General features: G+C 71.5%; 16 protein-coding genes. 8 read left to right on the forward strand and 8 right to left on the reverse strand.

Annotation, left to right across the window (positions count from 1 at the left end; translation table 11 throughout):
• Nucleotides 1-343: 343 nt before the first annotated feature.
• Nucleotides 344-1255 (reverse strand): hypothetical protein, encoded by a 912-nt coding sequence (locus ACSRUE_RS30355; protein ID WP_441286620.1) that lies wholly within the window; start codon nucleotides 1253-1255, stop codon nucleotides 344-346.
• Nucleotides 1256-1913: 658 nt separating this feature from the next.
• On the opposite strand from ACSRUE_RS30355, the gene ACSRUE_RS30360 reads away from it, so the two are divergent.
• The 3 genes from ACSRUE_RS30360 (at nucleotide 1914) to ACSRUE_RS30370 (ending at nucleotide 6340) form a co-directional block, all read left to right on the forward strand.
• Complete coding sequence (locus ACSRUE_RS30360) at nucleotides 1914-2948, forward strand: extensin family protein (RefSeq protein ID WP_441286621.1); 1035 nt, start codon at nucleotides 1914-1916, stop codon at nucleotides 2946-2948.
• A gap of 195 nt (nucleotides 2949-3143) precedes the next feature.
• Nucleotides 3144-4751 carry a hypothetical protein gene (locus ACSRUE_RS30365; RefSeq protein ID WP_441286622.1) on the forward strand — a complete coding sequence of 536 codons (1608 nt, stop codon included), beginning with the start codon at nucleotides 3144-3146 and terminating at the stop codon, nucleotides 4749-4751.
• Nucleotides 4752-4798: 47 nt separating this feature from the next.
• Nucleotides 4799-6340: a hypothetical protein gene (locus ACSRUE_RS30370; RefSeq protein ID WP_441286623.1), complete on the forward strand. Its 1542-nt coding sequence runs from the start codon at nucleotides 4799-4801 to the stop codon at nucleotides 6338-6340.
• A 571-nt stretch (nucleotides 6341-6911) separates the two neighbouring features.
• Here the strand turns inward: ACSRUE_RS30370 and ACSRUE_RS30375 are convergent.
• From ACSRUE_RS30375 to ACSRUE_RS30385, 3 genes are all read right to left on the reverse strand, one after another.
• Complete coding sequence (locus ACSRUE_RS30375; RefSeq protein WP_441286624.1) at nucleotides 6912-7367, reverse strand: hypothetical protein; 456 nt, start codon at nucleotides 7365-7367, stop codon at nucleotides 6912-6914.
• Between the two features lie 219 nt (nucleotides 7368-7586).
• Nucleotides 7587-8048, reverse strand: a complete 462-nt coding sequence (locus ACSRUE_RS30380; protein WP_441286625.1) for a hypothetical protein — start codon at nucleotides 8046-8048, stop codon at nucleotides 7587-7589.
• Between the two features lie 215 nt (nucleotides 8049-8263).
• The gene (locus tag ACSRUE_RS30385; RefSeq protein WP_441286626.1) at nucleotides 8264-8695 is read right to left on the reverse strand and encodes a hypothetical protein; all 432 of its coding nucleotides are present in this window, start codon (nucleotides 8693-8695) and stop codon (nucleotides 8264-8266) included.
• 567 nt (nucleotides 8696-9262) lie between these two features.
• Here ACSRUE_RS30385 and ACSRUE_RS30390 point away from each other — a divergent pair.
• The 5 genes from ACSRUE_RS30390 (at nucleotide 9263) to ACSRUE_RS30410 (ending at nucleotide 17260) form a co-directional block, all read left to right on the forward strand.
• Nucleotides 9263-10111, forward strand: a complete 849-nt coding sequence (locus ACSRUE_RS30390; RefSeq protein WP_441286627.1) for an alpha/beta fold hydrolase — start codon at nucleotides 9263-9265, stop codon at nucleotides 10109-10111.
• Complete coding sequence (locus ACSRUE_RS30395) at nucleotides 10108-11172, forward strand: hypothetical protein (protein ID WP_441286628.1); 1065 nt, start codon at nucleotides 10108-10110, stop codon at nucleotides 11170-11172. Before ACSRUE_RS30390 ends, ACSRUE_RS30395 begins: the two co-directional genes overlap by 4 nt.
• 8 nt (nucleotides 11173-11180) lie before the next feature.
• Entirely contained in the window at nucleotides 11181-12185 is a 1005-nt protein-coding gene (locus tag ACSRUE_RS30400) for a zinc ribbon domain-containing protein (RefSeq protein WP_441286629.1), read from the forward strand.
• Nucleotides 12186-12619: 434 nt separating this feature from the next.
• On the forward strand, nucleotides 12620-13717 hold the full coding sequence (locus ACSRUE_RS30405; RefSeq protein WP_441286630.1) for an AI-2E family transporter: 1098 nt from the start codon (nucleotides 12620-12622) through the stop codon (nucleotides 13715-13717).
• Between the two features lie 45 nt (nucleotides 13718-13762).
• Nucleotides 13763-17260 (forward strand): ATP-binding protein, encoded by a 3498-nt coding sequence (locus ACSRUE_RS30410; protein WP_441286631.1) that lies wholly within the window; start codon nucleotides 13763-13765, stop codon nucleotides 17258-17260.
• On the opposite strand, the gene ACSRUE_RS30415 is transcribed toward ACSRUE_RS30410, so the two are convergent.
• From ACSRUE_RS30415 to ACSRUE_RS30430, 4 genes are all read right to left on the reverse strand, one after another.
• Nucleotides 17212-17967, reverse strand: a complete 756-nt coding sequence (locus ACSRUE_RS30415; protein WP_441286632.1) for a hypothetical protein — start codon at nucleotides 17965-17967, stop codon at nucleotides 17212-17214. The two genes, ACSRUE_RS30410 and ACSRUE_RS30415, sit on opposite strands and share 49 nt — an antisense overlap.
• A 124-nt stretch (nucleotides 17968-18091) precedes the next feature.
• On the reverse strand, nucleotides 18092-18967 hold the full coding sequence (locus ACSRUE_RS30420) for a DNA-formamidopyrimidine glycosylase family protein (protein WP_441286633.1): 876 nt from the start codon (nucleotides 18965-18967) through the stop codon (nucleotides 18092-18094).
• A gap of 309 nt (nucleotides 18968-19276) precedes the next feature.
• The gene (locus ACSRUE_RS30425) at nucleotides 19277-20878 is read right to left on the reverse strand and encodes a PAS domain-containing protein (protein WP_441286634.1); all 1602 of its coding nucleotides are present in this window, start codon (nucleotides 20876-20878) and stop codon (nucleotides 19277-19279) included.
• Between the two features lie 214 nt (nucleotides 20879-21092).
• The gene (locus ACSRUE_RS30430) at nucleotides 21093-22202 is read right to left on the reverse strand and encodes a PAS domain-containing protein (RefSeq protein WP_441286635.1); all 1110 of its coding nucleotides are present in this window, start codon (nucleotides 22200-22202) and stop codon (nucleotides 21093-21095) included.
• Nucleotides 22203-22496: the final 294 nt, after the last annotated feature.

A 22496-nucleotide genomic window follows, 5' to 3' on the forward strand; every position in this document is an offset into this window, starting at 1 on the left:
GTGCCACGGCGCTGCATCGCGCGTCAAGCGCTGCGCTCATGCCGAACCGCGCCATCCATGCCGAGGTCGAGGGATTCGTGACTGCATCCGTGCCGATTCGGTGTGCGCGCGGCGGGCGACACAGCTGCCCTCGTCGAGCAGCGATTGGCCGTCCATGATGAGGACGGGGTCATCCGGGCGTGAAAGCGCGTGCGACGGCGTGCGCGCTGCCTCGACGTCGAACGCGGCTATCGGCTGAGCCTCGCTTAACCCGAGATTGGGTGGATGGAGTCGATATGGGAGCTCAGCGCGCACGACGGCGTGACCGGGACGCTCCACGGCAGCCCGGGCGCGGCGGCGACATTTAGCTGGTGGGCGTCGTGCCGTTCAGCGCGGCGCCGGGCACCGCGGGCACTGCCGCGCCGTTCAGCGCGGCGGGCGACGCCGGCTCCGTCGGCCCAGCCGGGGCCTCGTCCGCCGGTGCCGCGGCGGCATCGCTGGACGACGCCGCGCGGCCCGTGCGGCCCTTGTAGAGGGACGGGGCGATCGCATCAGCGTCCCCCTCGTCCCAGCGCAGGTACGTGACGGCGCGGCGGGCCTGGTCGTAGGCGTGGACGAGCAGCGAGAACGTCCGCGCCCTCCTGTCCGCGGCCTCGGTCGGCCCGGGACCTTTGCCGTGCTCCCTCACGCCGAGGGCCGCGAGGATCTGCGGCCCGATCTCCCCGGCGCGCTTCACTTCCTCCTCGGTCGCCGCCGTCCTGCCGGCGACCTCCGACCAGCTCGCGGTGAAGAGCGCCGAGAGGGCGACGAGGTCATTGGCCGTGTCGATGTACCCTTGTCCGGCGCGGATCTCCGCGACCGTGTCCCCGTCGAGCAGGCCGCGGCGGGCCAGCGCCTCGGCGTCGCTCAGCAGGTTCTCGCGCAGCGGGGCCGCCTCCGCGAGCAGCGGCTTCAGCGCGTTCTCGGCGCCGCCGCTCGACAGCCACGCGAGGTGCGCGTACCAGGCCGCGAGCGCGTAGGTCTCGAGCCGGTCGAGCGACGCGAGCTCGTGCGTCGGCAGGCGCTCCGCGATGGCGGAGCGCAGCGCGAGGAGGCCGGGCAATACGCCCAGCACCTGGGAGACCACACGGGGAATATCGAGGTTGATGGCGATGAGCCGATCGGGGCTGAGCGCCTCGATCTCGGGCAGGGTCTCGTCGAACGCCGCCGCCGCCTGGGGCGGGGCCGCGGGCTTCCTGGGAGCGGGCTTCTTCTTGAGCGGAGAAGGCTTCGTCATGAGGGAATGACCTCTCGTTGTTCGTCGTCGCGGAGCAGCGGAGAACAGGTATGGTGCGCTCCTCACCCCCGCGCGCTGGACGTGTCGAGAACGTCAGGCGCACACCGGACGTTCCGGGCAGGGATAATCACCCCCACCAAGCCGTCAATCGACCTCACGGCTGATTTTCTGACGCCGTGGCTGGTGCCGCGAAGGCTGCGGGGAGCCTCTCCCCGGACCGTGTCCGGTGCCGCGAAGGCTGCGGGGAGCTTCCCCCCGAACCGTGGCTGGTGCCGCGAAGGCTGCGGGGAGCCTCTCCCCGACCGTGTCCGGTGCCAGGAACGCTGCGGGGAGCCTCTCCCCGGACCGTGTCCGGTGCCACGAAGGCTGCCGGCAGCCTCTCCCGGACCGTGTCCGGTGCCGCGAAGGCTGCGAGGGAGCCTCTCCCGGACCGTGTCCGGTGCCACGAAAGCTGCGGGGGAGCCTCTCCCGGACCGTGTCCGGTGCCACGAAGGCTGCCGGCAGCCTCTCCCGGACCGTGTCCGGTGCCACGAAGGTTGCGGGGAGCTTCCCCCGGACCGTATCCGGTGCCACGAAGGCTGCGGGGAGCCTCCCCCGGACCGTATCCGGTGCCACGAAGGCTGCCAGACTGCCCGGTTTCTCCTAAGCTCCGGCAGAGATGAGCGCGCTCCCTTCCCGCCGTGCGCTGACCCTGGGCGCGGCCCTGATCGGCGCTGCGGCGCTCCTCACCCCGCTCGGCATCGCCTCACTACGCCACGCTTCGGAGGAGCGGGTCGATGACCCCGCAGCGGCGGCGCCCGCGCCCCCCGGTGCAGCGACGGCGCTCGCGGATGGCGGGGACGGCCCTCTGGACGGCGGCGCCGGCCTCCTGGACGGCAACGTCGGCGAGCCTGCGGACGGCGACGCCGGCCTCCTGGACGGCGGCTGGGAGGCGGGCGGCGCCCGGTTCGAGCTGCCCGCGTGGTCCGCCTCGTCGCGCGCGGCCACCTACGGTGGGCTCTCGGCCGACGCTTGCGACAGGGAGATGAAGCGCCGCGGGATCCCGCACGCCCCGGCGCGCGGTGCCCCGCTGGTCGACCGGCCGATCAGGATCACCGGCCCGCTGCGCGGGGTCACGTTCCGCGGCGACGGCGTGGCGAAGCCCAGGTCGGCCTCCCCGTTCGACATCGCCGACTGTCGGCTGGTCCTCGCGCTCGACGATCTCGCCGCCTTCCTGGCGACGCACGGGATCGTCGAGGTCGTGCACTTCAGCATGCACCGGCCCGGTCCAGCCGGCGCTGTGGCGCCGACGAAGGCGGCCGCGAAGCCGCCGGCAGGCAAGAAGGCCCCCAAGGCCGCCGGCAAGGCGGTGAAGCCGGGTGAGCGCGCCGCGAAGAAGCCGGCGGCGGCGCCCGGGCGCCCCAACCAGCACGCCATCGGGCTCGCCATCGACGTCGCTGCCTTCGTGAAGGCCGACGGGACTCGGCTCGACGTGAAGGCCGACTGGCTCGGCGCCATCGGCGCGCCGCCGTGCGGCCCCGGCTCGGAGCCGAAGGCGCCCAGCCCCCACGCGATCGAGCTGCGGGAGATCGTCTGTTCCATTTCGACGAGCGGACTGTTCAACGTCGTCCTCACGCCCAACGCGAACGAGGCGCACGCGGATCACTTCCATTTCGATATCAAGCGACACGCACACTACTTTCTGCTGGAGTGAGCGGGCGTCACGGCGCGCGTCGCTCCGAAGCACTGGACGGATCGAGCGCCCGCCGGAAGCGAAAGGCCCGCACATACCGCTGACCAGCGGGCCGCATTGCGTTATCGAGAGACATTTTTCCACGGGCAATTGCATCCTTGATGCCGTTCCTGCTGGTTGACGCCGCGCGGCTGGCGCAACTACCGTGCACGCGGAATGAGGGACGGGGACAAAGCCACCAGGGGAGCGTCCGTTGTGGCTGTTGCGCTCTGCGCGTGGTGCGCAACCACATCGACCGCGTGCACGTACTCCGATGCCTGCTGGGAGACGCGCACGTGCGCTCCGGATCCGGAGCCGCCGCCCGGACCGTGCGAGGGAGAGCCCGGCACGGCACCGGCACTCGACGAGTGCGGGGTGTTCGTCAGCGAGCACGGCGACGACGACCACCAGGGGACGAAGGACGCGCCGGTGAAGACGCTCCAGCGCGCGGTCGGGCTGGCCACGACCGGGCGAGGCGGCGGCGAGGCGCCGACCCGGCGCGTGTACGCTTGCGGTGAGGTGTTCGACGAGGCGATCTCCCTCCCCTCGGGCGTCGATCTCTGGGGCGGCCGACGCTGCGACGGAGGCGGCTGGTCGTTCGGCGGGCCCGCTCAGCGGACGACCATCGCGCCGCCCGGGGGGGTCCCGCTGCGCGTCATCGAGGGAGACGACGCGACATCGACGATCTCCGGCGTTCGCGTCGTGGCGGCGGACGCCTCGGCGATCGACGGCAGGTCGTCGATCGCGGTGATCCTGAGCTACGGCGCCAGGGTGAAGCTCGTATCGAGCGTGGTCATCGCGGGCAACGGCAAGGACGGGGAGCCCGGCGAGGACGCGCCGAGCGTCCGCGCGCAGAGCGGGCAGTTCGGGAACGACGGGGCGGACGCCTGCACGGCGGACGCCGCGACGGGCGCCCTCCCGGTCGTGACCGCGTGCGGCGAGGGCATCGAGTCGACGGGCGGGTACGGGGGCGACGGCGGGATCGAGCGGGGCGGCGACGGCGCTTCGGGACAGACCGAGCCCACACCGAACCCCGAGAGCAAGGGCCTCGGAGGAGCCGGCGCCGGCAGCACGGCGTGCAGCGGCGGGAAAGATGGCGTGCCCGGCGCGGACCGTGGCCGCGCCAGCGGCGCGGCCGGCATTGGCTATCTCACCGACGACGGGTGGATCGGCGTCCGCGGTGACGACGGGGAGCCGGGCGGCGTCGGCCAAGCCGGGGGCGGCGGGGGCGGAAGCAAGTCGCGCGACGGCGTGACTCCCCCCGTGTGCCCGGCCTCCCGACCCCAGACCGGGGCAGCCGGCGGCTCGGGGGGCGGCGGCGGCTGCGGTGGCCTGGGCGGCAAGGGCGGCGGCTACGGCGGCGCGAGCATCGGCATCGTGGCGCTGGAGGGCACGGAGCTCACGATCGAGGCCACCGAGGTGATCATGGGCCGCGGCGGGAACGGGGGGACCGGCGGAACGGGCCAACCGGGCGGCTTCGGCAAGCACGGCGGGTACGGTGGCAAGGGGTTCGTGCCCGGGATGTGGGACGCCTGCCATGGCGGCTACGGCGGCAACGGCGGTCGCGGGGGCGACGCTGGCGGCGGGCTCGGCGGCCCGTCCATCGGCATCGCCTACGTGGTCCCCAACCTGGTCCTCCGGCCCGGCACCGTGATCACGGTCGGAGCGGCTGGCGACGGCGGTCTCGCGGGGAACGCCGGCACGAACGATGAGGCTGGCAAAGGCGGCTTCGGTCCTTCGGCGCAAACCCAGGCGTTCAGCGGGCCGAACGAGCTGCCCCGTTAGCTTTGGAGAGCGTGCGTCCCAAGGGACGCTTCCGGTGAGGCATGCCCATGCGCGTGAAATCCGTGTTCCTTCCGTTCGTCGTCCTGCCGCTCGCCATGGCCGGTTGCGGGAACGCACCGGAAGCGAGCGAGCCGGGCGGCGCACCGCCGTGCGACGCTCGGTCCTCCTGCCCGGGCGATGCCGTCCCGGAGTCGGCGTGCCTCGAGGAGCTCGCCGCGCATCGCGCCCTCGACGGCTGCGGGGTGTTCCTCAACAGCGAGATCCTCGGCGGCAACGACGCGAACCCCGGCACGAAGGACCGGCCGGTTCGCTCGATCCAGCGGGGGATCGAGCTCGCTCGCACCGGGCGCGGTCGCGTGTTCGTGACCACCGATACCTTCGTAGGGGCGATCAGGCTCCCTTCCGGCGTGGACATCCATGGCGGCTTCGACTTCCTCGAATGGAGGCGCCGGAGCAGCGACGACGACGGCCGCATCAGTTCCGAGGTGGATGAGCGGATCGCGGTGATCGTCGAGCCGGCGCGCCCCGGCGACACGGGGGCCGCGGACGGGGTCTCGACGCTCGATCACGTGAGGATCCTGAGCGGGGCCCCCATCGGGGTGCTCGTTCAGTCCAACACCGCGGTGGAGATCGTCCGCAGCGAGATCAGGGCGTTCTATTACGGCACTGCGGGCCACGACGGGGAGGCGTGGCCGAGCCGAGCAGCGGCCGGCCCCGATGGCATGCTCGGTGAGAACGCGTGCTCCGCCGCCGCGATCCCCGGGGGCGCGGCGGTGACGAACCCGTGTGACGACGGAACGTCGAGCACCGGCGGCAAAGGCGGTGATGGGCTGCCCGCGCGGGCCGAGGACGGAGACACCGGCGAACCGGTGCCGGCGGCCGACCCGACCTCGGGCCTCGGCGGGGGCGCGGAGCGCGAGGGGAGCGCCTGCGAGAACGGCCAGTCCGGGCTCTCCGGGTCCCGGGGAACGGTGGGGGCGGCCGGCCAGGGCATCGGGCGCCTCACCGAGACGGGCTGGGAGGGTGACAAGGGGACGGACGGCGGTTGGGGCACGCCGGGCCAGGGCGGAGGTGGGGGCGGCGGCCGGCGCGGCGGGCTCGCCGTGTGCACGGCGGCGGACAAGGGAGGGGCCGGCGGCGGCTCTGGAGGCGCTGGCGGCTGTGGCGGCCGAGGGGGTCGAGCCGGCGAGAACGGCTCGCCGTCGATCGGCATCGCCGCGCTGCACGCCAGGGTGACGGTCCGGGACAGCGTCATCAAGGCGCCCGCCGGCGGGCGGGGAGGCGACGGAGGGCCGCCCCAGCAAGGCGGCCAAGCCGGACGAGGCGGGTACGGCGGCTACGGCGGCGACGGCGCGTGGGCGTGCCGCGGTGGCAGCGGCGGCGACGGCGGCGACGGTGGCTACGGCGGCCCCGGGCGCGGCGGCGACGTGTTCGGGATCGCCTACCTCGACGAGGACCAGCTCGCGCTGGAGGGGGTCACCTTCGAGCTGGGCCTGCCGGGCCCAGGCGGCACGAGCTGGAGCCATGACGGCACCATGACGACGGGAGAGGATGGCGTCGCCGTGGAGACGCTGCGCTTCCCGGAGTAGGCAGTGTCGCGAGCGAGCTCCTATGCTGGCGGGCGCCTCGTCACTTCGGCGTATCAGGAGCAGATTCGGTGCCGCGACGATCGAAGATCTTCCAAAGAGACTCGATCATCGTCCGCAGCTCTTGTGGTGGCTGGTGCGTAGTCGTCCATTCCAGCACCAAGCCGCCCAACCTTCGGACGGAGTCACAGTCAGCCTGCCGCACGACCAGCGTCGTCGCCACCTCTCTAGATAGAATCGCATCGAAGGCGTCTCCCATCGCGCACAGAGTCCCTGACCATTCACTCCTCGGGAGCTCGGATGCCGACGCACCGACGTCGAGCGACTCCACGATCGCAGAGAGACAGTTAAGCCCATCGGAGAGCGCCTGCGCCACTTGCCGCTCACGCGTCATCTCCCGTCCCCAATTTGCCAAGCTGATATCGACAAAGTCAAGATCGAATTGGATTTATGGTAGTGCAGTCGTCTCCATTTGAATGCTGATAAGGGGATGTTCACGTGGGTTTGCTGGTCCGACCGCAGCCGGTCGGTGCCTCACCGCGACCGAAAGAGGTTCTGCGCCGATCTCGATGAGCTACGGACTCGCAGGCTCATCGACCCTCTCGCCGAGTCTGCGCTTTATCCAGGTTGAAGCACCTCGACGTACTCTAATCGACCCGTCTGCTTCACGCACAAAGTCAGGCGCAAGGACGATTGTGGACTTGGTTGGTCGGAATGCAGCAGGATCGGAGCGTGGTCCGGCATCTGGCCCGGCATACCATCCGATCTCTCCGCTAGGGAGCTTTCGTCCGATGATGATGCCGTCACCATCGTTCGGCCAATCGTCGGGTTTATGGATGCCGATCGTTCCATCCACCTCTTGAACGATCACAGCCTCGGGTAGGCTGTCCAGACGACCGTGATAGTTCCTGATCTCTTCGGCGATGATCTCTTGGACGGTCGGTTCGACGCTGGAAGCTGGAGGCTCGCGCTCGGGGGGCTCGGGAACGCTGGACGGCGCGGCCTCTGGCTCCGCCGTGTCAATGGCCATGCAGACGTCCAGCTTTGCCCTGGTCGCGGCCAGGGCGCTTCGTTCGGCCTCGCACCCATCGTCCGAAGGCGTCGCGCCTGGAGACGTGGGTGATCCACTGGCATCCGCTGCGACACCTGGCGCATCCTGTGGTACGGCGCGTCCGAGGAAGACACCAAGGATGCCAGCCCCAGCAATGATGACGACCCCGAAGGCGTGAGAACTTGTCATGACGCATTCTCACTGCGGCGGATTCGACGGTTGATCGAGCTTCCCTCCGAACATGAACTGCACGCCAGGGCTCGCAGGCTTTCCGTTGATTGTGATCGTCCCATCCGGTTCACGCTTCCAGACGGGTCGCGGAGGGACCGGAGGATCCCAGGGGCGGAATGCGTCGGGATCCGTGCGTGGTCCGGCGTCTGGCCCTGCATAATATCCGATCCGTCCGCTGGGCAACTTGCGCGCGACGATGTACCCATCGCCATGATCCAGCCATTCGTCAGGTTTGTAGACACCGGTTCTCCCATCGTAGTGCTGGACGATCACGGCCTCGGAATAGCTGTCCAAGAGCCGTCGATTCCGACGGATCTCTTCGACCTTCGACATGCGCTGGTCGAACGGCTGGGATTCCGGAGGATCGGGCTCGGATGGCTTGGCGGCGCCAGATGGCCCGGCCTCGGGAACCCGCGAACGAAGAGCCATGCAGACTTCCAGTTGTGCGCTGGTCGAGGCGAGAACGGCGCGTTCCTCTCTGCAGCCACGGCCTGGAGGTGCCGCAGTCGAACTCGGGGGCGATGCGCTCGGAGACGCTTGTGCGCCTGGCGCGTCGCACATAGAGACCCGTCCAATGAAGGCGCCAGCGACACCGGCAATGAGCGCGAACACGAGGCAGCTGCAAGTTGTCATCGCGCCACTCGCTACCACGCGCAGCCTGGGGGCACGGGCCGACAAGCCGCGTGATCTTGATTCGGCCACTCCTGAGGAATGATGCCGATGTCGCATGGCGTCAGCCAGTTGTTCGGATCTGGCGCAGGGCATACCTGTATCCCGTCGGCCGCCAAATCCTCCGCGCTAATGAGTATCTCCTCCATGAACAGGAGCGTCAACTCGTCAGCACCGACGCCGTTGCACGCGGGCGTGAACATGAGTTGGTCCGTAGCGTAGCAAAACACGACGCAGTTGATCGGCGGATCCGTATGACAGAATGGCTTGGCGAAATCTTGACTGGGCTGCGTTTCTTGACTGTTTTGCGAGCTATCAGGAGTGCATTTCGACGTCTCTGCTCCAATCGAGCAAAGGGCGAACGTCAACGTGATGAACCGAGGAATGTGCGAAGCGAACTGTCTCATGCGAATCTCCTGTGGGTCAAGCTCACGCCTCGCCCCTCGCGGCAGGTTCGGTGACGAGCGGCAACGTTGGGCCCCCGCGGCGCGCGTAGAAACCGCATTCGCTCTCACAAAAGAGCAAGCCCGCCGCCGTATGTCTTCCCGATGCGGCGAGACCCTTCTCACCAGCGCGTGGCGTCAATGGGTGATCAGGAGCACAAGTTCTGTCCGTGCGCCAGTTGGGGCGGCCGGCCAGGGCATCGGGCGCATCACCGAGGCGACAAGGCGGCAAAGGGCAGCAGCGGCATGCCGGGTCAGGGCGGATGCCCGGCAGCGGCCCGCTCCATGTCCCGGCACGGCGTATGCCGGCGCTGCAAAACCCACATTGGACGCGAAGCTCGCTTCGCGGCACCCCCTCCCCCGAGCACCCCCTCTCAGCTGTGCAATCTGGACAGACGCGGCACTTCGTGCGAACTCTTGATGAAGAACATGTCGGTCACGTGTCGCAGCCATGTTCGCGTCCTTTCTGCTGGCGAGGTCCACTGGCAAGAATGGACCCCCTCCCGGAACGGCGGCGCGGACCAGCGCCCCGTGGTCCTGGTACACGGCCTCTCCGACAGCTGTCGGACCTGGAACCGCCTCGCCCCCGCGCTCGCGGCGGCAGGGCGCCGGGTCGTCGCGCTCGACCTGCCCGGCCATGGCGACTCGGCTCGGCCCGACGCGCCCTATACGGTCGCGTGGTACGCGGGCGTGGTCGCTGAATGGATCCGTGCCCTCCGGCTCGGCGATTTCGATCTGGTGGGGCACTCGTTCGGCGGCAGCATTGCAATGTGCGTGGCCACCGAGCGGCCAGGGCGCATCCACCGCGTCGGGCTGGTCGCCGCGGGCGGCATCGGGACCGAGGTCGCGCTTCCGCTGCGCCTCGCCGCCGTGACCGGGCTGATCGAGCTCGCCGCGCCGGTGCTCATGGGCGTCGGCACGCACGCGGGGGTGCTGGTGCTCGGCGGCGATTTCAGCGCGGAAGAGCGCAGGCACCTCGCCCGGATGAACGCGCGGCCCGGCACGGCGCGCGCCCTGTCGCGCACGCTCCGCCACGCGATCGATCTGCGCGGCCAGCGCCATCACCTCATGGACATCGCGCATCGGCTCCCCGAGATACCGCCGCTCGCCGTCTACTGGGGCGAGCGCGATCAGGTGATCCCGGCGCGCCACGCGGCGGACATCGACCGCTACATCGAGGGCGCGGCCGTGCGGCGCTTCGCCAGGGCGGGGCACTACCCGCACCGGGAAGCGGTGAGCGATCTCGCCCCCGATCTCCTCCGGTTCCTCGACGAGCCGCGGCCCGCGCCGCGCCTGCGCACCGGGGCGCGCGCCCCGCGCGCATCCGCCGCGGCCGCCCGCGCGCCGCAGGCCAGCCGCCCGCCGCCCGTTCCCTGTTGACGCCGCGCCCCCCGGTGCGGTTCTCTCGGGCGCCGGTGCAACTCGAATGTGAGACATGCGGCGCCTCGCTGCGCGTCGACGCGGACCAGCGGACCGCGGTGTGCCCCTACTGCGCCTCGCCGTCGGTCGTGGAGCGGCCGCCCTCCCAGGATCGGCCGTCGCCGCACTTCGTCGTCGGGTTCACGACGACCCGAGAGAGCGCGCAGGGCGCGGTCAAGGCGTGGCTGGGAAAGCGGAGCTTCTTCGTGCAGTCGAGCGTCAAGACGGCGACGATCGACGCGATCCGCGGCGTCTACACGCCCGCCTACCTGTACTCGGCGATGGCGCAGACGCGCTACGCGGCGCAGATCGGCGAGAACTACCAGCAGACCGAGACGTACACGACGACCGACGACAAGGGGAACAGCGTCACCCGGACGCGCGTCGTCACAAGGACCGAGCACCGGCACCTCGAAGGCCAGCATGCGACCTACGTCATGGACGTGCTCGTCGTGGCGTCCCGCGCCGTCCCGAACGCCGAGCTCGAGGCGATCGAGCCGTTCGACCTCCGCACGATGCGGCGCTACACGCCCGCGGTGCTCAGCGGCTGGATCGCCGAGGAGCCGACGATGACCCAGGCCGAGTGCTACGGCCTGGCGCGGCGGGAGGCGCTGGAGAAGATCGGCCGCGACCTGTCGGGCTTCATGCCCGGGGACAGCCACCACGGCCTGACGCACGAGACGCACCTCGACCGCGAGACGCTCGAGCTGCTCTATGTGCCCCTCTGGGTGCTCGCCCTCCGGCACGACCCGCAGAAGCCGCCCTTCCGGGTCCTCATCAACGGCCAGACCGGCGCGATCCACGGCAAGGCCCCCCTCTCCTGGATCAAGATCGCCCTCGCCGTCGTGCTCGTGATCGCGCTGATCGCGGCGCCCTTCGTCCTCGCCGCGGCGCGCGACAGGGGCCGCGATCCGGCCGAGCGGCGCGGCGCCGCGCGGCCGCCCGCCCCCGCCGCCGCCCCTGCGCCGGCCGAGCGCCTCCGCCCCGGGAGCAGCCCCACACCGACCGGAGGGACGCGATGAGCGCGAGCATGGACGTCGCCTCGGCCACCACGAGCGCCGCGGGGCCGTGCTGCGCGCGCTGCCAGGGGCCGCTGGAGCCGGGGGACCTGCGCTGCGCCGTCTGCGGCCTCGCCGCGCCGCAGGGCCACACCCCGGCCCCGCAGGCGGTGCAGGTGCTGCGGTGCACCGAGTGCGGCGCCGCGGTCTCGTACTCGGCCGAGGCGCAGGCGCCGAAGTGCCGCTTCTGCGGCGCCGTCACGCGGATCGAGCAGCCGGTCGACCCGATCGATCAGGCCGACTGGCTGCTCCCGTTCGGGGTGCCCCCCGATCAGGCCGATCAGGCGCTGCGGCGGTGGATGTCGACGCTCGGCTTCTTCCGGCCGTCGGATCTCTCGCGCGCGGCGACCGTCGAGGGGCTGCGCCCGATCTGGTGGGCGGGCTGGCTCGTCAGCGCAGACGCCGTGGTGAGCTGGACGGCGGACTCGAACGCGGGCGCCCGGCTGAGCAGCTGGGCCCCGCACGCCGGACAGACGCGGCTGCCGTTCCGGAACCTGCTCCTGTCGGCGTCACGCGGGCTCTCGCTCGACGAGGCCCGGGAGCTCGCGCCGTACTTCCGGCTCGACCTGGCGGTGCCCGCCGCGCACCGGACACAGCAGCAGCTCGGCCCGCCCGACGCGGTGCTGGAGCAGTTCGACGCGCAGCGCTCGGCGGCGCGCAAGATCGTCAGCGAGCGGATCGCCGCCAGCGCGGAGGACGCCCTGACGCGAGGCGTGATCCCGGGGTCCACGTTCCGCAACGTGCACGTGGCGGTGCTCCTGCACGCGCTCGAGACGCGCCGGCTGGCGCTGCCATCGTACGTGCTCGCCTACCGCTACAAGGGGCGCAGCTACCGCGCCGTCGTCCACGGCCAGGACTCGAGCCACGTCACAGGCACGGCGCCGATCGCGTGGGGCAAGGTGGCGCTGGTGGTCGCCGGCGCGCTCGTGCTCGTCGCGCTCGTGATCGGGGCGCTCGTGCTCGCGCGCGCGGCGTAGCTTCGCCCGGCCGCTGTGGCGGAACGCCTCGAGCGCACGCTCGGTGCGGCACGGCAGAGCCATGATCCGCGCCCTCCACCGCGCGCTCCGGCCATGGTCCGGATCTGGCACTGAGGCCGGAGCTCGAGGGCGAGTACTGGGACGACGAAGGCACGGCCGGGCTCCGGTTCCTCGTCGAGGCGGTCAAGGCGTACGTCACCGGGACGACGCCGAAGACCGACGCCGCCCAGCACGGCGCGGTGCCGCTGAACGGCGGGCAGCCCGGCGATGCCCGGGTGTCCGCGCGATAGCGATCCACGCCGCGGATCGAGCGGGACGGAGCGTGGCGCACCCCTTGCTCTTGCTCGAGGAGGCTGCACCGCGCTCCGCTCCACCGGAGCGGAGCGCGGCGCGAGGACCCGTCAGCAGCGAGGTTGGGCATGGGGATCTTCACGATGTCTCGTCGAGCTCAGAGGGTCGTGGTCGCGGCGGCGGCGGTCGTCGTCATCGTGGGGCTGCGCCACGCGGAGCCGTTCCTCGTGCCGGTGCTGTTCGGCGTCGCGCTCGCGGCGATCTCGTCACCCATCGCGACCTGGGTGACCCGCCGCGGGCTGCCCGCGGCCCTCGGGGCGCTGGCAGCGCTCGTGGTCGATCTGGCGATCCTGGTCTTCGTCGGGGCGGTGGTCACCATCGCCGGGGTGGAGCTGGAGGAGAAGGTGCCGGTCTACCTGGTCCGGATGTCCTCGATGACCGACGCGCTCGCCATGACGCTCACGGAGCGCGGCTTCCCGGTGAACCCGGCGTTCCTCTCGCGCACGCTGCACACGGCGTCGCTGGTCCCCCTCCTCGGCGGGGCCGCGGTGACGGTCGCCAGCGCGGCGTCGAGCCTCGGGGTGGTGCTCCTCGTCGTGTTCTTCGCGCTCTGCGAGGGCGCCGGCGCGGGCGCGAAGGTGCGGCGGCTGCTCTCGACCCCTGCGCGCGGGCTCGAGCACGTCGATCGCATCGTGCGGGAGGTGAAGAAGTACCTCGTGGTGAAGACGCTGACGAGCCTGCTCGTCGCCGTCCTCGCCTATGTGCTCCTGATCGTCCTGGGCGTGGACCTGGCGCTCCTCCTGGCGTCGAGCCTGTTCGTCCTGCACTTCATCCCGAACATCGGCGCGGCGGTCGCGACGATCCCGGCCGTGCTCGCCGCGCTGGCCAGCCAGGGCCCGGGCACCGCGGCCCTCGTGGCCATCGGGTACCTGCTGATCAACCTGCTGGTGGGCAACGTGCTCGAGCCGCGCGTGCTCGGGCGGACCCTGGGCCTGTCGCCGCTCGCCGTCCTGATCGGCATGCTCTTCTGGGGCTGGCTCTGGGGGCCGGCGGGCGCGCTGCTGTCGGTGCCCATCATGATGGTCGCGAAGATCACGCTGGAGAACGTGGATGGGCTCTCGTGGGTCGCGCGCATCATGGAGCCCGCGCCCGAGGAGCCAGAGACGGCGCCCGCCAGCGGCGAGTCGGCGCCAGGCTCGCTGCTGCGGCCGAGCGTCGCGGAAGCGCGGAGACCCGGGTAGCGATAGGTGGCCTCGTGCACCAGGTCTTCGTTTGAAGATCAGCCCATGTCCACGAGCGTCATCACGAGCATGAAACCGTGTCCGCGATCGGAGTCGGAGAGCGAGCAGGCGCCGCCGGCGAGCCCCGATTTTCGCGCGCTCTTCGAGGGGCTCCCGGGGTGTTACCTCGTGCTCCGCCCGGACTTCACCGTCATCGCCGTGAGCGACGCCTACGTTCAGGCCACGAGCACCCGGCGCGAGGAGCTCCTGGGCCGCGACATCTTCGATGCCTTCCCGGACAATCCGGACGATCCACACGCGACCGGCACGAGGAACCTGCGCGCCTCGCTCGAGCGTGTGCTCGAGACGCGCGCCCCCGACAGCATGGCCGTGCAGAAATACGATATCCAGCGCCCCGGAGCGGAGGAAGGCGGCTTCGAGGAGCGGTACTGGAGCCCCATGAACTCGCCCGTCGTGGGGCCGGACGGCGACGTCGCGTACATCATCCACCGCGTCGAGGACGTGACCGAGTTCGTCCGCCTGAAGCAGCGTGGGATCGAGCAGACCCGGCGCACGGAGGAGCTGAAGACGCGGGCGGAGCGGGTCGAGGCCGAGGTCTTCCTCCGGGCGCAGGAGATCCAGCGCGCGAACGAGCAGCTCCGCGTGGCGAACGAGCAGCTCAACCGGCTCGACGAGCTGAAGACCAGGTTCTTCTCGAACCTGAGCCACGAGTTCCGGACGCCGCTCACGCTCATGCTCTGCCCGATCGACGAGCTGCTGACGATCGCGCCCGGCAGCCTGACCGGCAGGCAGCGCGAGCTCGTCGAGCTCGCGCGCCGCAATGCGCGGCGGCTCCTCAAGCTGGTGAACAACCTGCTCGACTTCGCCCGGCTCGAGGCCGCCGGGATGCAGGTCACCTACGAGGCGCTCGACCTCTCGGCGCTGACCACCGAGGTGGCGAGCGCGTTCCGCGGGCCCGTGGAGCGGGCGGGGCTCCGGCTCGTCGTCGACTGCCCGGCGCTCCCGGAGCGCGTCTACGTCGATCGCGAGATGTGGGAGAAGATCGTCCTCAACCTGGTCTCGAACGCGTTCAAGTTCACGTTCGAGGGCGAGATCGCGATCTCGCTCCGGTGGTGCGGCGACCACGTGCGCCTCGAGGTCAGCGATACGGGGATAGGGATCGACGCCGAGGAGCTCCCCCGGATCTTCGAGCGCTTCCACCGGATCCAGGGGGCGCGCGGGCGGAGCCACGAGGGCTCCGGCATCGGCCTCGCGTTCGTGCGGGAGCTGGTCAGCTTCCACATGGGCGACGTCCATGCGGCGAGCGAGGTCGGTCGGGGCAGCACGTTCACCGTCCGCATCCCCGCCGGATCAGCGCGCGTGGCCGCGGAGCGCGTCGGCGCCGAGCGGGAGCTCGGCATGACGGCCGTGACGGTCCAGGCGTTCGTGGAGGAAGCGTCGCAGTGGGTCTCCGGGCCCGCGCCGTCGGCGGAGCTGCCGCTGGAGCCACCGGCGAGCGCAGGACCCGCGCGCCCGGCGGAGGGCCCGGCTGGCCACGTCCTGCTCGTCGAGGACAACCGCGACATGCGGAGCTACCTCCGGGACCTCCTCGCGACGCGGTGGACCGTCGAGGCCGTCGAGAACGGCGAGGCGGCGCTCTGCGCCGCGCGCGCGCGCGTGCCCGATCTCGTGCTCACCGACGTCATGATGCCCGGGCTCGACGGGTTCGGCCTCCTCGAGGCGCTGCGCGCCGATCCGACGACGCGGCTCGTCCCCGTGGTGCTCCTCTCGGCCCGATCCGGGGAAGCGTCGCGCGTGCATGGCGCCGAGGCGGGCGCGGACGATTACCTCGTCAAGCCGTTCTCGGTCCGCGAGCTGCTCGCGCGGGTCGGCGGGCGCATCGAGATCGCCAGGCTGCGCCGCCAGGTCGACGAGGACGTCGAGCGCCTCCGCGAGAGCGAGCAGCGCTTCCGCTCCCTCGCCGACTGCGCCCCCATGATGATCTGGATGTGCGGGCCCTCCGGCGGGTGCGAGTACGTCAATACCGCGTGGCTGCGCTTCACGGGGCGCTCCCTCGCCGAGGAGCTGGGAGACGGCTGGCTCGACGCGATCCACGCGGACGAGCGCCCGCTCGTCGCGAGCGTGTGCGCCGAGTCGATCGAGACGCGCGAGCCGTTCATGCTGGAATGCCAGATGCTCCGCCGGGACGGCGAGAGCCGGTGGGTCGTGACGCAGGGCGCCCCGCGCTTCGGCGCCGCCGGAGCGTTCCTGGGGTTCGTCGGCTCGTCGCTGGACATCACCGAGCGCAAGCGCGTCGAGGACGCGCTGGCCGACGCGGATCGCCGGAAGGACGAGTTCCTGGCCATGCTCGGGCACGAGCTGCGCAACCCCATGGCGCCGATCTGCGTGGCCGTGGAGCTCCTCCGGCGACGGAGCCGCGGCGGGCCGCCGGACCGGCACGTCGAGGTGATCGCGCGGCAAACGAGGACCTTGATGCGCCTCGTGGACGATCTGCTCGACGTGTCGCGCATCACCCGGAGCAAGATCGAGCTCCGCAAGGAGCGGGTCGACGTCAAGGCCGCCGTGACGCGCGCCGTGGAGTCGACGCGCGAGCAGATCGAGGCGCGGCGGCACCAGATCCGGCTCGTGCTGCCGGCGGCCGCCGTCCACGTCCTCGCGGACGCCGTCCGCCTCGAGCAGATCCTCGTCAACCTGCTCACCAACGCGTGCAAGTACACGGATATCGGGGGCCACATCGGGGTGACGGTCGAGCAGCGCGGCGACCGGGTGGAGCTGCGCGTCCGCGACGACGGGATCGGGATCGCCAGGGAGGTGCTGCCCCATGTCTTCGAGCTGTTCCATCAGGCGGATCGCAGCCTCGATCGGGCGCCCGGCGGCCTCGGTCTCGGGCTGACCATCGTCCGCGATCTGGTCGCCCTCCACGGCGGGAGCATCGAAGCGACGAGCCCGGGGCCAGGGCAAGGCAGCGAGTTCATCGTGCGCCTGCCCGTCGCGGCGGACGAGCGCGTACCCGCGGCGGCGGACGAGCGTGTGCCCGCGGCGGCGGACGAGCGTGTGCCCGCCGCGGCCGTCGGGGCGACGTCCGCGCCCTCGAAGAACGCGGAGCTGCCGTCTCCGGCGGCGAGAAAGCTCCGCGTCCTGATCGTCGAGGACAACGTGGACGCGGCGAGCACCCTCGCCGACGCCTTGCTGGCCCTCGGGCAAGAGGTGTGGATCGCCGGCGACGGCCCGCGCGCGTTGAAGGCTGCGGCGGAGCATCGGCCCGATCTCGTGCTCCTCGACATCGGGCTTCCAGGAATGGACGGCTACGAGGTGGCGCGGCGCCTCAGGGAGGCCGAGCTGTGCTCGGGCGCGCTCGTCGCGCTCACGGGGTACGGGCAGGCGTCGGACCGCCGCCGCGCCGAGGCGGCAGGGTTCGACGCCCACTTCGTCAAGCCGATGTCGCTGGATGCGCTCGCCGGGGTCGTCGACGCTGCCGCGGCGTCCGGAGCCTGTCAGGGCGCCGCGGACGGCGCCGGCGCGAGCCCGAAGACGCGCTCGTGACGGGCGCTCACGTGGCAGCCCATGCACGAGGCGACCCGGCCGGCGGAGGTCACCTCGCCCGCGGGCGTGACCGTGCCGTAGACCCAGCCCGCGTCGGTGCCGGGCGTGTCCGGCGCGAGCTTGAGCACCACGTAGGCGCCGGCGAGGCGCGACGCGCGGTAGACGCGATCGCCGTCGCGCAGGATGGGGTCGAAGTGATCCGCGGCGTCCGGCGGGGTGGCGCCGGCGCCCGGGAGTGCGGCCGCCGCGCCGTCGTCCACCAGCTCCGGGACAAAGCTCTCCTTGACCAGGACCTGCCCGACCGGCTGGGCGACGGGCGCCTGTCCCTCGGCGAGCGGATAGCGATCGCGGTGCTTGGCGAACACCGAGTAGAGCTTGCGGGCGTGGCCGCCGTCCTCGGCGGCGCTCATGCGGACGCGGCCGGGCAGCGGCATCCGGCACAGCCAGGGCGCCCAGCGGAGCTCGTCGTCGACGCGCCCCCAGGGCTTGTAGTCGCGAAAGGCGGCGGCGATGAGCGGGGCGAGGCGGGGGTCGATCTCGGCCTCGGCGGTGCCCGTCGCGGGCGGCGAGCCTGGCGCATCCGCGGAGGAGGAGGCGGCGGGGGCCGGACGGGGCGTCGCGCTGTCGGCGGCCGGGGCGACGGACTCGTCCAGGGGGTGGCTGCACCCGGACGGGAGCGCGAGGAGCAGGAGCAGGGCGAGGCGCATGGAGCGGATCGTACGATCGGAGCGCCGGAAAGGTCTGCCGGGAAGCACAGTCCCGCGCGACGCGCGATCGCCGGGAACGCTGGCGTCCTCGCACGCGCCGCAGCGCGCCCGCCGGCGGCCGTGCTCATGGCGCGGACGGAGCAGGCCCGGCCGGCGGCGGCGCGGCGCGGGTCGGCTGGCAGCGAGGACAGAAGTAGGTCGACCGCATCATCGTCCCCTGCCGGCGCATCTGGATCGCGGCGCCGCAGTCGTAGCAGGCGTACCCCTCGCGGCCGTACACGCTGACCGGCCTCCTGCGGTCTCCGCCGGCGCGCGTCGTGCGAGTGGCCGCGTAGTGCGCGGTCGGCCCACGGTACACGCCGGGGGGATCCCGCGGCTCGACGTTGCTTTGCAGGAGGTGGCGGCCGACGTCGAGCATCGCGGAGAGCTCCTCGTCGGAGTACGCCCGGACCGGGGCAAAGGGATCGAGCCGCGTCCGGAAGAGGAGCTCGCTCTTGTAGATGTTGCCGATGCCGGCGACGACGCGCTGGTCCATGACGGCGACGCCGAGCGGCGCCTCGTCGAGGACGCGCAGGCGGCGGAGCGCCTCGGCGGCGTCGAAGGCGCCGCCCAGCAGATCCGGGCCGAGGCCGCCGAGGAGGCGGTCGCCGCGCAGGGCGCTCGCGCGGAGCAGGCGCGCGACGGGCGCGCGGAAGCAGACGGCGACATAGCCCGGGACCGCGAGGATGGCCGTCGCCGTCGCCTCGGACCGCTTCCAGCGCTCGCCCTCGCGGTAGAGGTGCCAGGCCCCGCTCATGCGCAGGTGGGTGTGGAGGACGGTCCCCTCGTCGAAGAAGATGAGGAGGTTCTTGCCGCGCGCCTCCACGCGCTCGACGCGGCGGCCGACGAGCCGGCGGCACGGCTGGTCGCTCCGGGGCAGCTCCAGCGCGACGACGCGCGCGCCCGCGAGCGCGGGGCCGAGGGCGGCGGCGATGCGGAAGAGGGTGTCGCCTTCAGGCATGGGCGATGTCCGGAGGCTCTGGCGCTGGCCGGCCGGATCGCAAGGGGCACGAGCGGAAGAGTCAGGGCCTCACCGCATCGCCAGCCTCGTTTCGCGCTTGCCTGAACATGGATGCTCCCCTCCTCGAATCGCGGCAGTCGAGCGTCGCGACCCTGGAGAGCCCCTCGATGTCTCACCTGACCTGGTGCCCCGTCGTCCTGCTGGCAGCGTCGCTCTGCGCGCCGTGCCAGGAGCGAGCCTCGCGGACGTCAAGGAGGTCGTGGGTAGCGCAAGCGGCCGTCTCCCGGGGCGCGGGCGGCTCCGCCGCGCTCAGGCCGTTCGATCCGCGCGCGGGCTGATCACATACCCCTTCCGCGCCAGCGCGTGGCGGAACCCGGCTTGCAGGTCCCGGTGCGTCGCGAGCTTGCCGAGCTCGATGCCGAGCTCGATGACGGTGCGGGCGATGCTGGGCGAGGCGCCGACGACGCTGCACTCGGCGCCGAGGAGCCCCGCGGCGCGCGTGGCCTGGAGCAGGTGGTTGGCCACCGCGCTGTCGACCGACGTGACGCCCGTGATATCGACGATGACGAACTCGGCGTGGTGCCGCTCGACCGCGGCGACGAGCGACTCGACGAGCTGGGCGCCGCGCGAGCTGTCCATCTGGCCGACGAGCGGGACGACGAGGATGCCCGGGTGGATGGGGATGCTCGGCGTCGAGAGCTCCTGGATGAGCTCGATCAGCCGCCGCTGGGTCTCCAGGAGGATCGACTCCTGGCGCTGCGCGTCCTCGATCTTCTTGCGATCGGTGATGTCCTCGATGAGCCCGAGGAGATAACGGCCCTTGCCCGTGGCGTCCTCCATGGGGATGAACCGGGCGCGGCCGATGCGGTCCCCGAAGCGCTTCGAGGGGACGCGGAGCTCAGGGACCTCGACCGGCACGCCCCCCGCGAGGACGTCACGGCTCTCGGCGTCGATCTTCGCGGCCAGCGCCTGCGGCAACAGGTCGCTGGCGCGCAGGCCAATCAGCTCTCCTGGCGCGTGGCCATGGAACTCCTCGAAGCTCCTGTTCACCCGCACGTAGCGGAGCTCCGCCGCATCCTTGACGAAGAGCATGAGCGGGAGGTGCTCGACGATGCCGTCGAGGAGGAGGCGCGCGCTCTCGAGCGACGCCGCCGTCGCCCGGCGCTCGGTGACGTCGTCGTAGACCACGGCGGCGCACCGATCTCCCACGGGGAATGACCACGTCGTCATGACGCGCGTGCCCTCTTCCTGGGGGAGGATCACCTCGCTCTCGTCCGTCCCGCCGCCGCGGATCAGCTCGGCCAGGCGCTGAGGAATGCCGATCTGCCGCAGGCTGGGGGCGCTCTCGTCCATCGTCCGGCCGAGCATCGACGCGGTGGGCCTGCTGGCGATCCGCTCGGCGGCGCGGTTCATGTAGACGTACCGGAGCGACCGGTCGTCCTCCGGGGCCTCGAGGGCGAGGAAGGTGCAGCCGAGGTGCATGGACTCGACCACCTGCGCGCACCGGCGCTGGTGCTCCTGGGCGCGGCGCTCCCCTCCATCGACGAGGCGGAGCAGCGCGCAGCGGCCGCCGCCGATCGTGCAGGCGAGCCCGCGAAGCACCCACCGCGGCGCGCCGCGGCCCTCGTCCGGGAGGTCGATCTCGGCTCGATCGACCTCGCCCGAGAGGATCGCCTGGATCCGGGCGACGTCGGCGGCCGCGGGCGCCAGCGACAGGAGCACGCGATCGCCCTCCGGCGACAGCGGCAGGCTCGGCGCCCCGAACCCCGAGAGGAGCCGATCGAGCCGCTCGTTCTTGCACAGGACGGCGCCCCGCGCGTCGATGACGAGCGCGGGGTCGTCCAGGGCCTCGATCAGGAGACGTGGATCGATGTGAAGCGCCTCTGCGCGATCTTCGGCTGTCGTGTGCACGCACCCACCCCGTGAGCTCGACGCGAGGAGGCGAGGGCCGAGCGCGGCCCCCGCTGCTGAACGGTCCTCACCGGGCGCATCATCGCTCCGTTCTCGCGCTTCTGCACCCTCCGGCTGAGCAGAGTCGCCGAAAAAGGGAGACGGCGTTCGCGCCGGAGGCGCTCTCCGGTGCCGGAGCGAGCCCGAGCGGCGCTGGAGCCGCGCGCGGGAATCGTCAGCTGGCGGTCACGCTGTCGCGCTTCTCCTGAGGCGGCTGCGGCGCCATGCGCCGGATACAGTAGCTCAGGGCAGCCCGCAGATCGCGCTGCGTCGAGATCGTCGAGAGATCGAGCCCCAGCGCGACCATCGTCTGCGCGACGTTCGGCTTGATGCCGGCGACGATGCCTTCGGCGCCGAGCAGGCGGATCGCCGCCACGAGCTCGATGAGGTGGCTCGCCACCTTCGTGTCCACCATGTCGACCCCGGTCAGATCGAGGATCGCGAAATGGGCTTGTTTCTCCGTGATGCGCGCGAGCAGCGCATCCATCACCTCGGCCGTCCGCATGCTGTCGACCACGCCGATCATGGGGAGCGTCAGCACGCCGTTCCACACCTCGATGATCGGCGTGGAGAGGTTGCGGATCACCTCCTGCTGCTTCTCGATCTGAGAGAGCCTGGCCCGCAGCTCTTCCTGCGTGCGCTTCACCGCGGTGACGTCGAGCGAGAACCCGAGCACCGCGTCGACCTCGTCGCGCCCGTTGAGCACGGGGACGACCCAGCTCTCCCAGTGGACGCCGTGCGCCGTGTTGTGGTCATGGGCCATCGCGCCGGCGAGCGCTCCCCGCAAGATGAGGCGGTCTTTCTCGGGATAGAGCTCGAGCAGGTTCTTCCCGAGGAGCTCGCCCCTCGCGAGCCCGGCGGCGTCGAGCCCCTTGCCGTCGTGGTAGATGACGGTCCCCTCGGTGTCGATCGCCCAGATGACGACCTGGAGGTTGTCTGCCAGCCCGTCGAGGAGCCGCTCCTTGAGGCCCGGCTCTGCAGGGCTGCGCTTGCCGTCGGCGTCGGCCTGCCGCAGCGACCCGTGGATCGTGCCCCCTTCGGGCGCCCGGCGCGCGTTGCACGTCAGACGCCGGTAAGCGCCCTGGGCGTCCATCAGGCGCACATCGACCTGCACCGGCTCTGTCTGCTCCTTCAGCCGGCTCCATGCAGCGGCGAAGTCGGCGCGATCCTCCGCATGGACGAGCGCCGTGAGCGAATTGCCATGCGCTGTCCCGGCCCCCAGCGCCTGACGGAGCGCGCCGCTCGCGTGCAGCACATCCCCATCGATCCCCGCGATGAAGAGCATCTCTGGACAGGTTGTAAGGAATGTATGCAGCAGCGCCGAAGTGGCGTCCATTTCGCTCGCCATCGTCTCCCTCCCGTATGTCCACCCTCAACGAGATGGCTTGTATCAGAAGCGCATCGCGGTTGGGAAGCCGCGCTCGCAACCTGGTGATGCTGGTGCGATGAACGACGGATCGCGTCCAGCGTCGAGGCCGGCGCCTGCGGGTCGGTCGTGCGCCCCAGCCCTTGAGATCCATCTCGGAGCGCTGCGTCTCCAGGATGGACAGGGCCATCCGGTCACGAGACACCGTGCGGC

The organism is Sorangium sp. KYC3313 (assembly GCF_052075895.1).
GTDB lineage: Bacteria > Myxococcota_A > Polyangia > Polyangiales > Polyangiaceae > Sorangium > Sorangium cellulosum_B.

Excerpts from the sequence above, each read along its gene's own strand:
- ACSRUE_RS30380 (WP_441286625.1), bottom strand. The coding sequence starts at position 8,048 with ATGGCTCTTCGTTCGCGGGTTCCCGAGGCCGGGCCATCTGGCGCCGCC.
- ACSRUE_RS30355 (WP_441286620.1), bottom strand. The coding sequence starts at position 1,255 with ATGACGAAGCCTTCTCCGCTCAAGAAGAAGCCCGCTCCCAGGAAGCCC.
- ACSRUE_RS30410 (WP_441286631.1), top strand. The coding sequence starts at position 13,763 with ATGTCCACGAGCGTCATCACGAGCATGAAACCGTGTCCGCGATCGGAG.
- ACSRUE_RS30360 (WP_441286621.1), top strand. The coding sequence starts at position 1,914 with ATGAGCGCGCTCCCTTCCCGCCGTGCGCTGACCCTGGGCGCGGCCCTG.
- ACSRUE_RS30420 (WP_441286633.1), bottom strand. The coding sequence starts at position 18,967 with ATGCCTGAAGGCGACACCCTCTTCCGCATCGCCGCCGCCCTCGGCCCC.
- ACSRUE_RS30385 (WP_441286626.1), bottom strand. The coding sequence starts at position 8,695 with ATGAGACAGTTCGCTTCGCACATTCCTCGGTTCATCACGTTGACGTTC.
- ACSRUE_RS30370 (WP_441286623.1), top strand. The coding sequence starts at position 4,799 with ATGCGCGTGAAATCCGTGTTCCTTCCGTTCGTCGTCCTGCCGCTCGCC.
- ACSRUE_RS30365 (WP_441286622.1), top strand. The coding sequence starts at position 3,144 with ATGAGGGACGGGGACAAAGCCACCAGGGGAGCGTCCGTTGTGGCTGTT.
- ACSRUE_RS30405 (WP_441286630.1), top strand. The coding sequence starts at position 12,620 with ATGTCTCGTCGAGCTCAGAGGGTCGTGGTCGCGGCGGCGGCGGTCGTC.
- ACSRUE_RS30400 (WP_441286629.1), top strand. The coding sequence starts at position 11,181 with ATGGACGTCGCCTCGGCCACCACGAGCGCCGCGGGGCCGTGCTGCGCG.
- ACSRUE_RS30375 (WP_441286624.1), bottom strand. The coding sequence starts at position 7,367 with ATGGCCATTGACACGGCGGAGCCAGAGGCCGCGCCGTCCAGCGTTCCC.
- ACSRUE_RS30430 (WP_441286635.1), bottom strand. The coding sequence starts at position 22,202 with ATGCTCTTCATCGCGGGGATCGATGGGGATGTGCTGCACGCGAGCGGC.
- ACSRUE_RS30415 (WP_441286632.1), bottom strand. The coding sequence starts at position 17,967 with ATGCGCCTCGCCCTGCTCCTGCTCCTCGCGCTCCCGTCCGGGTGCAGC.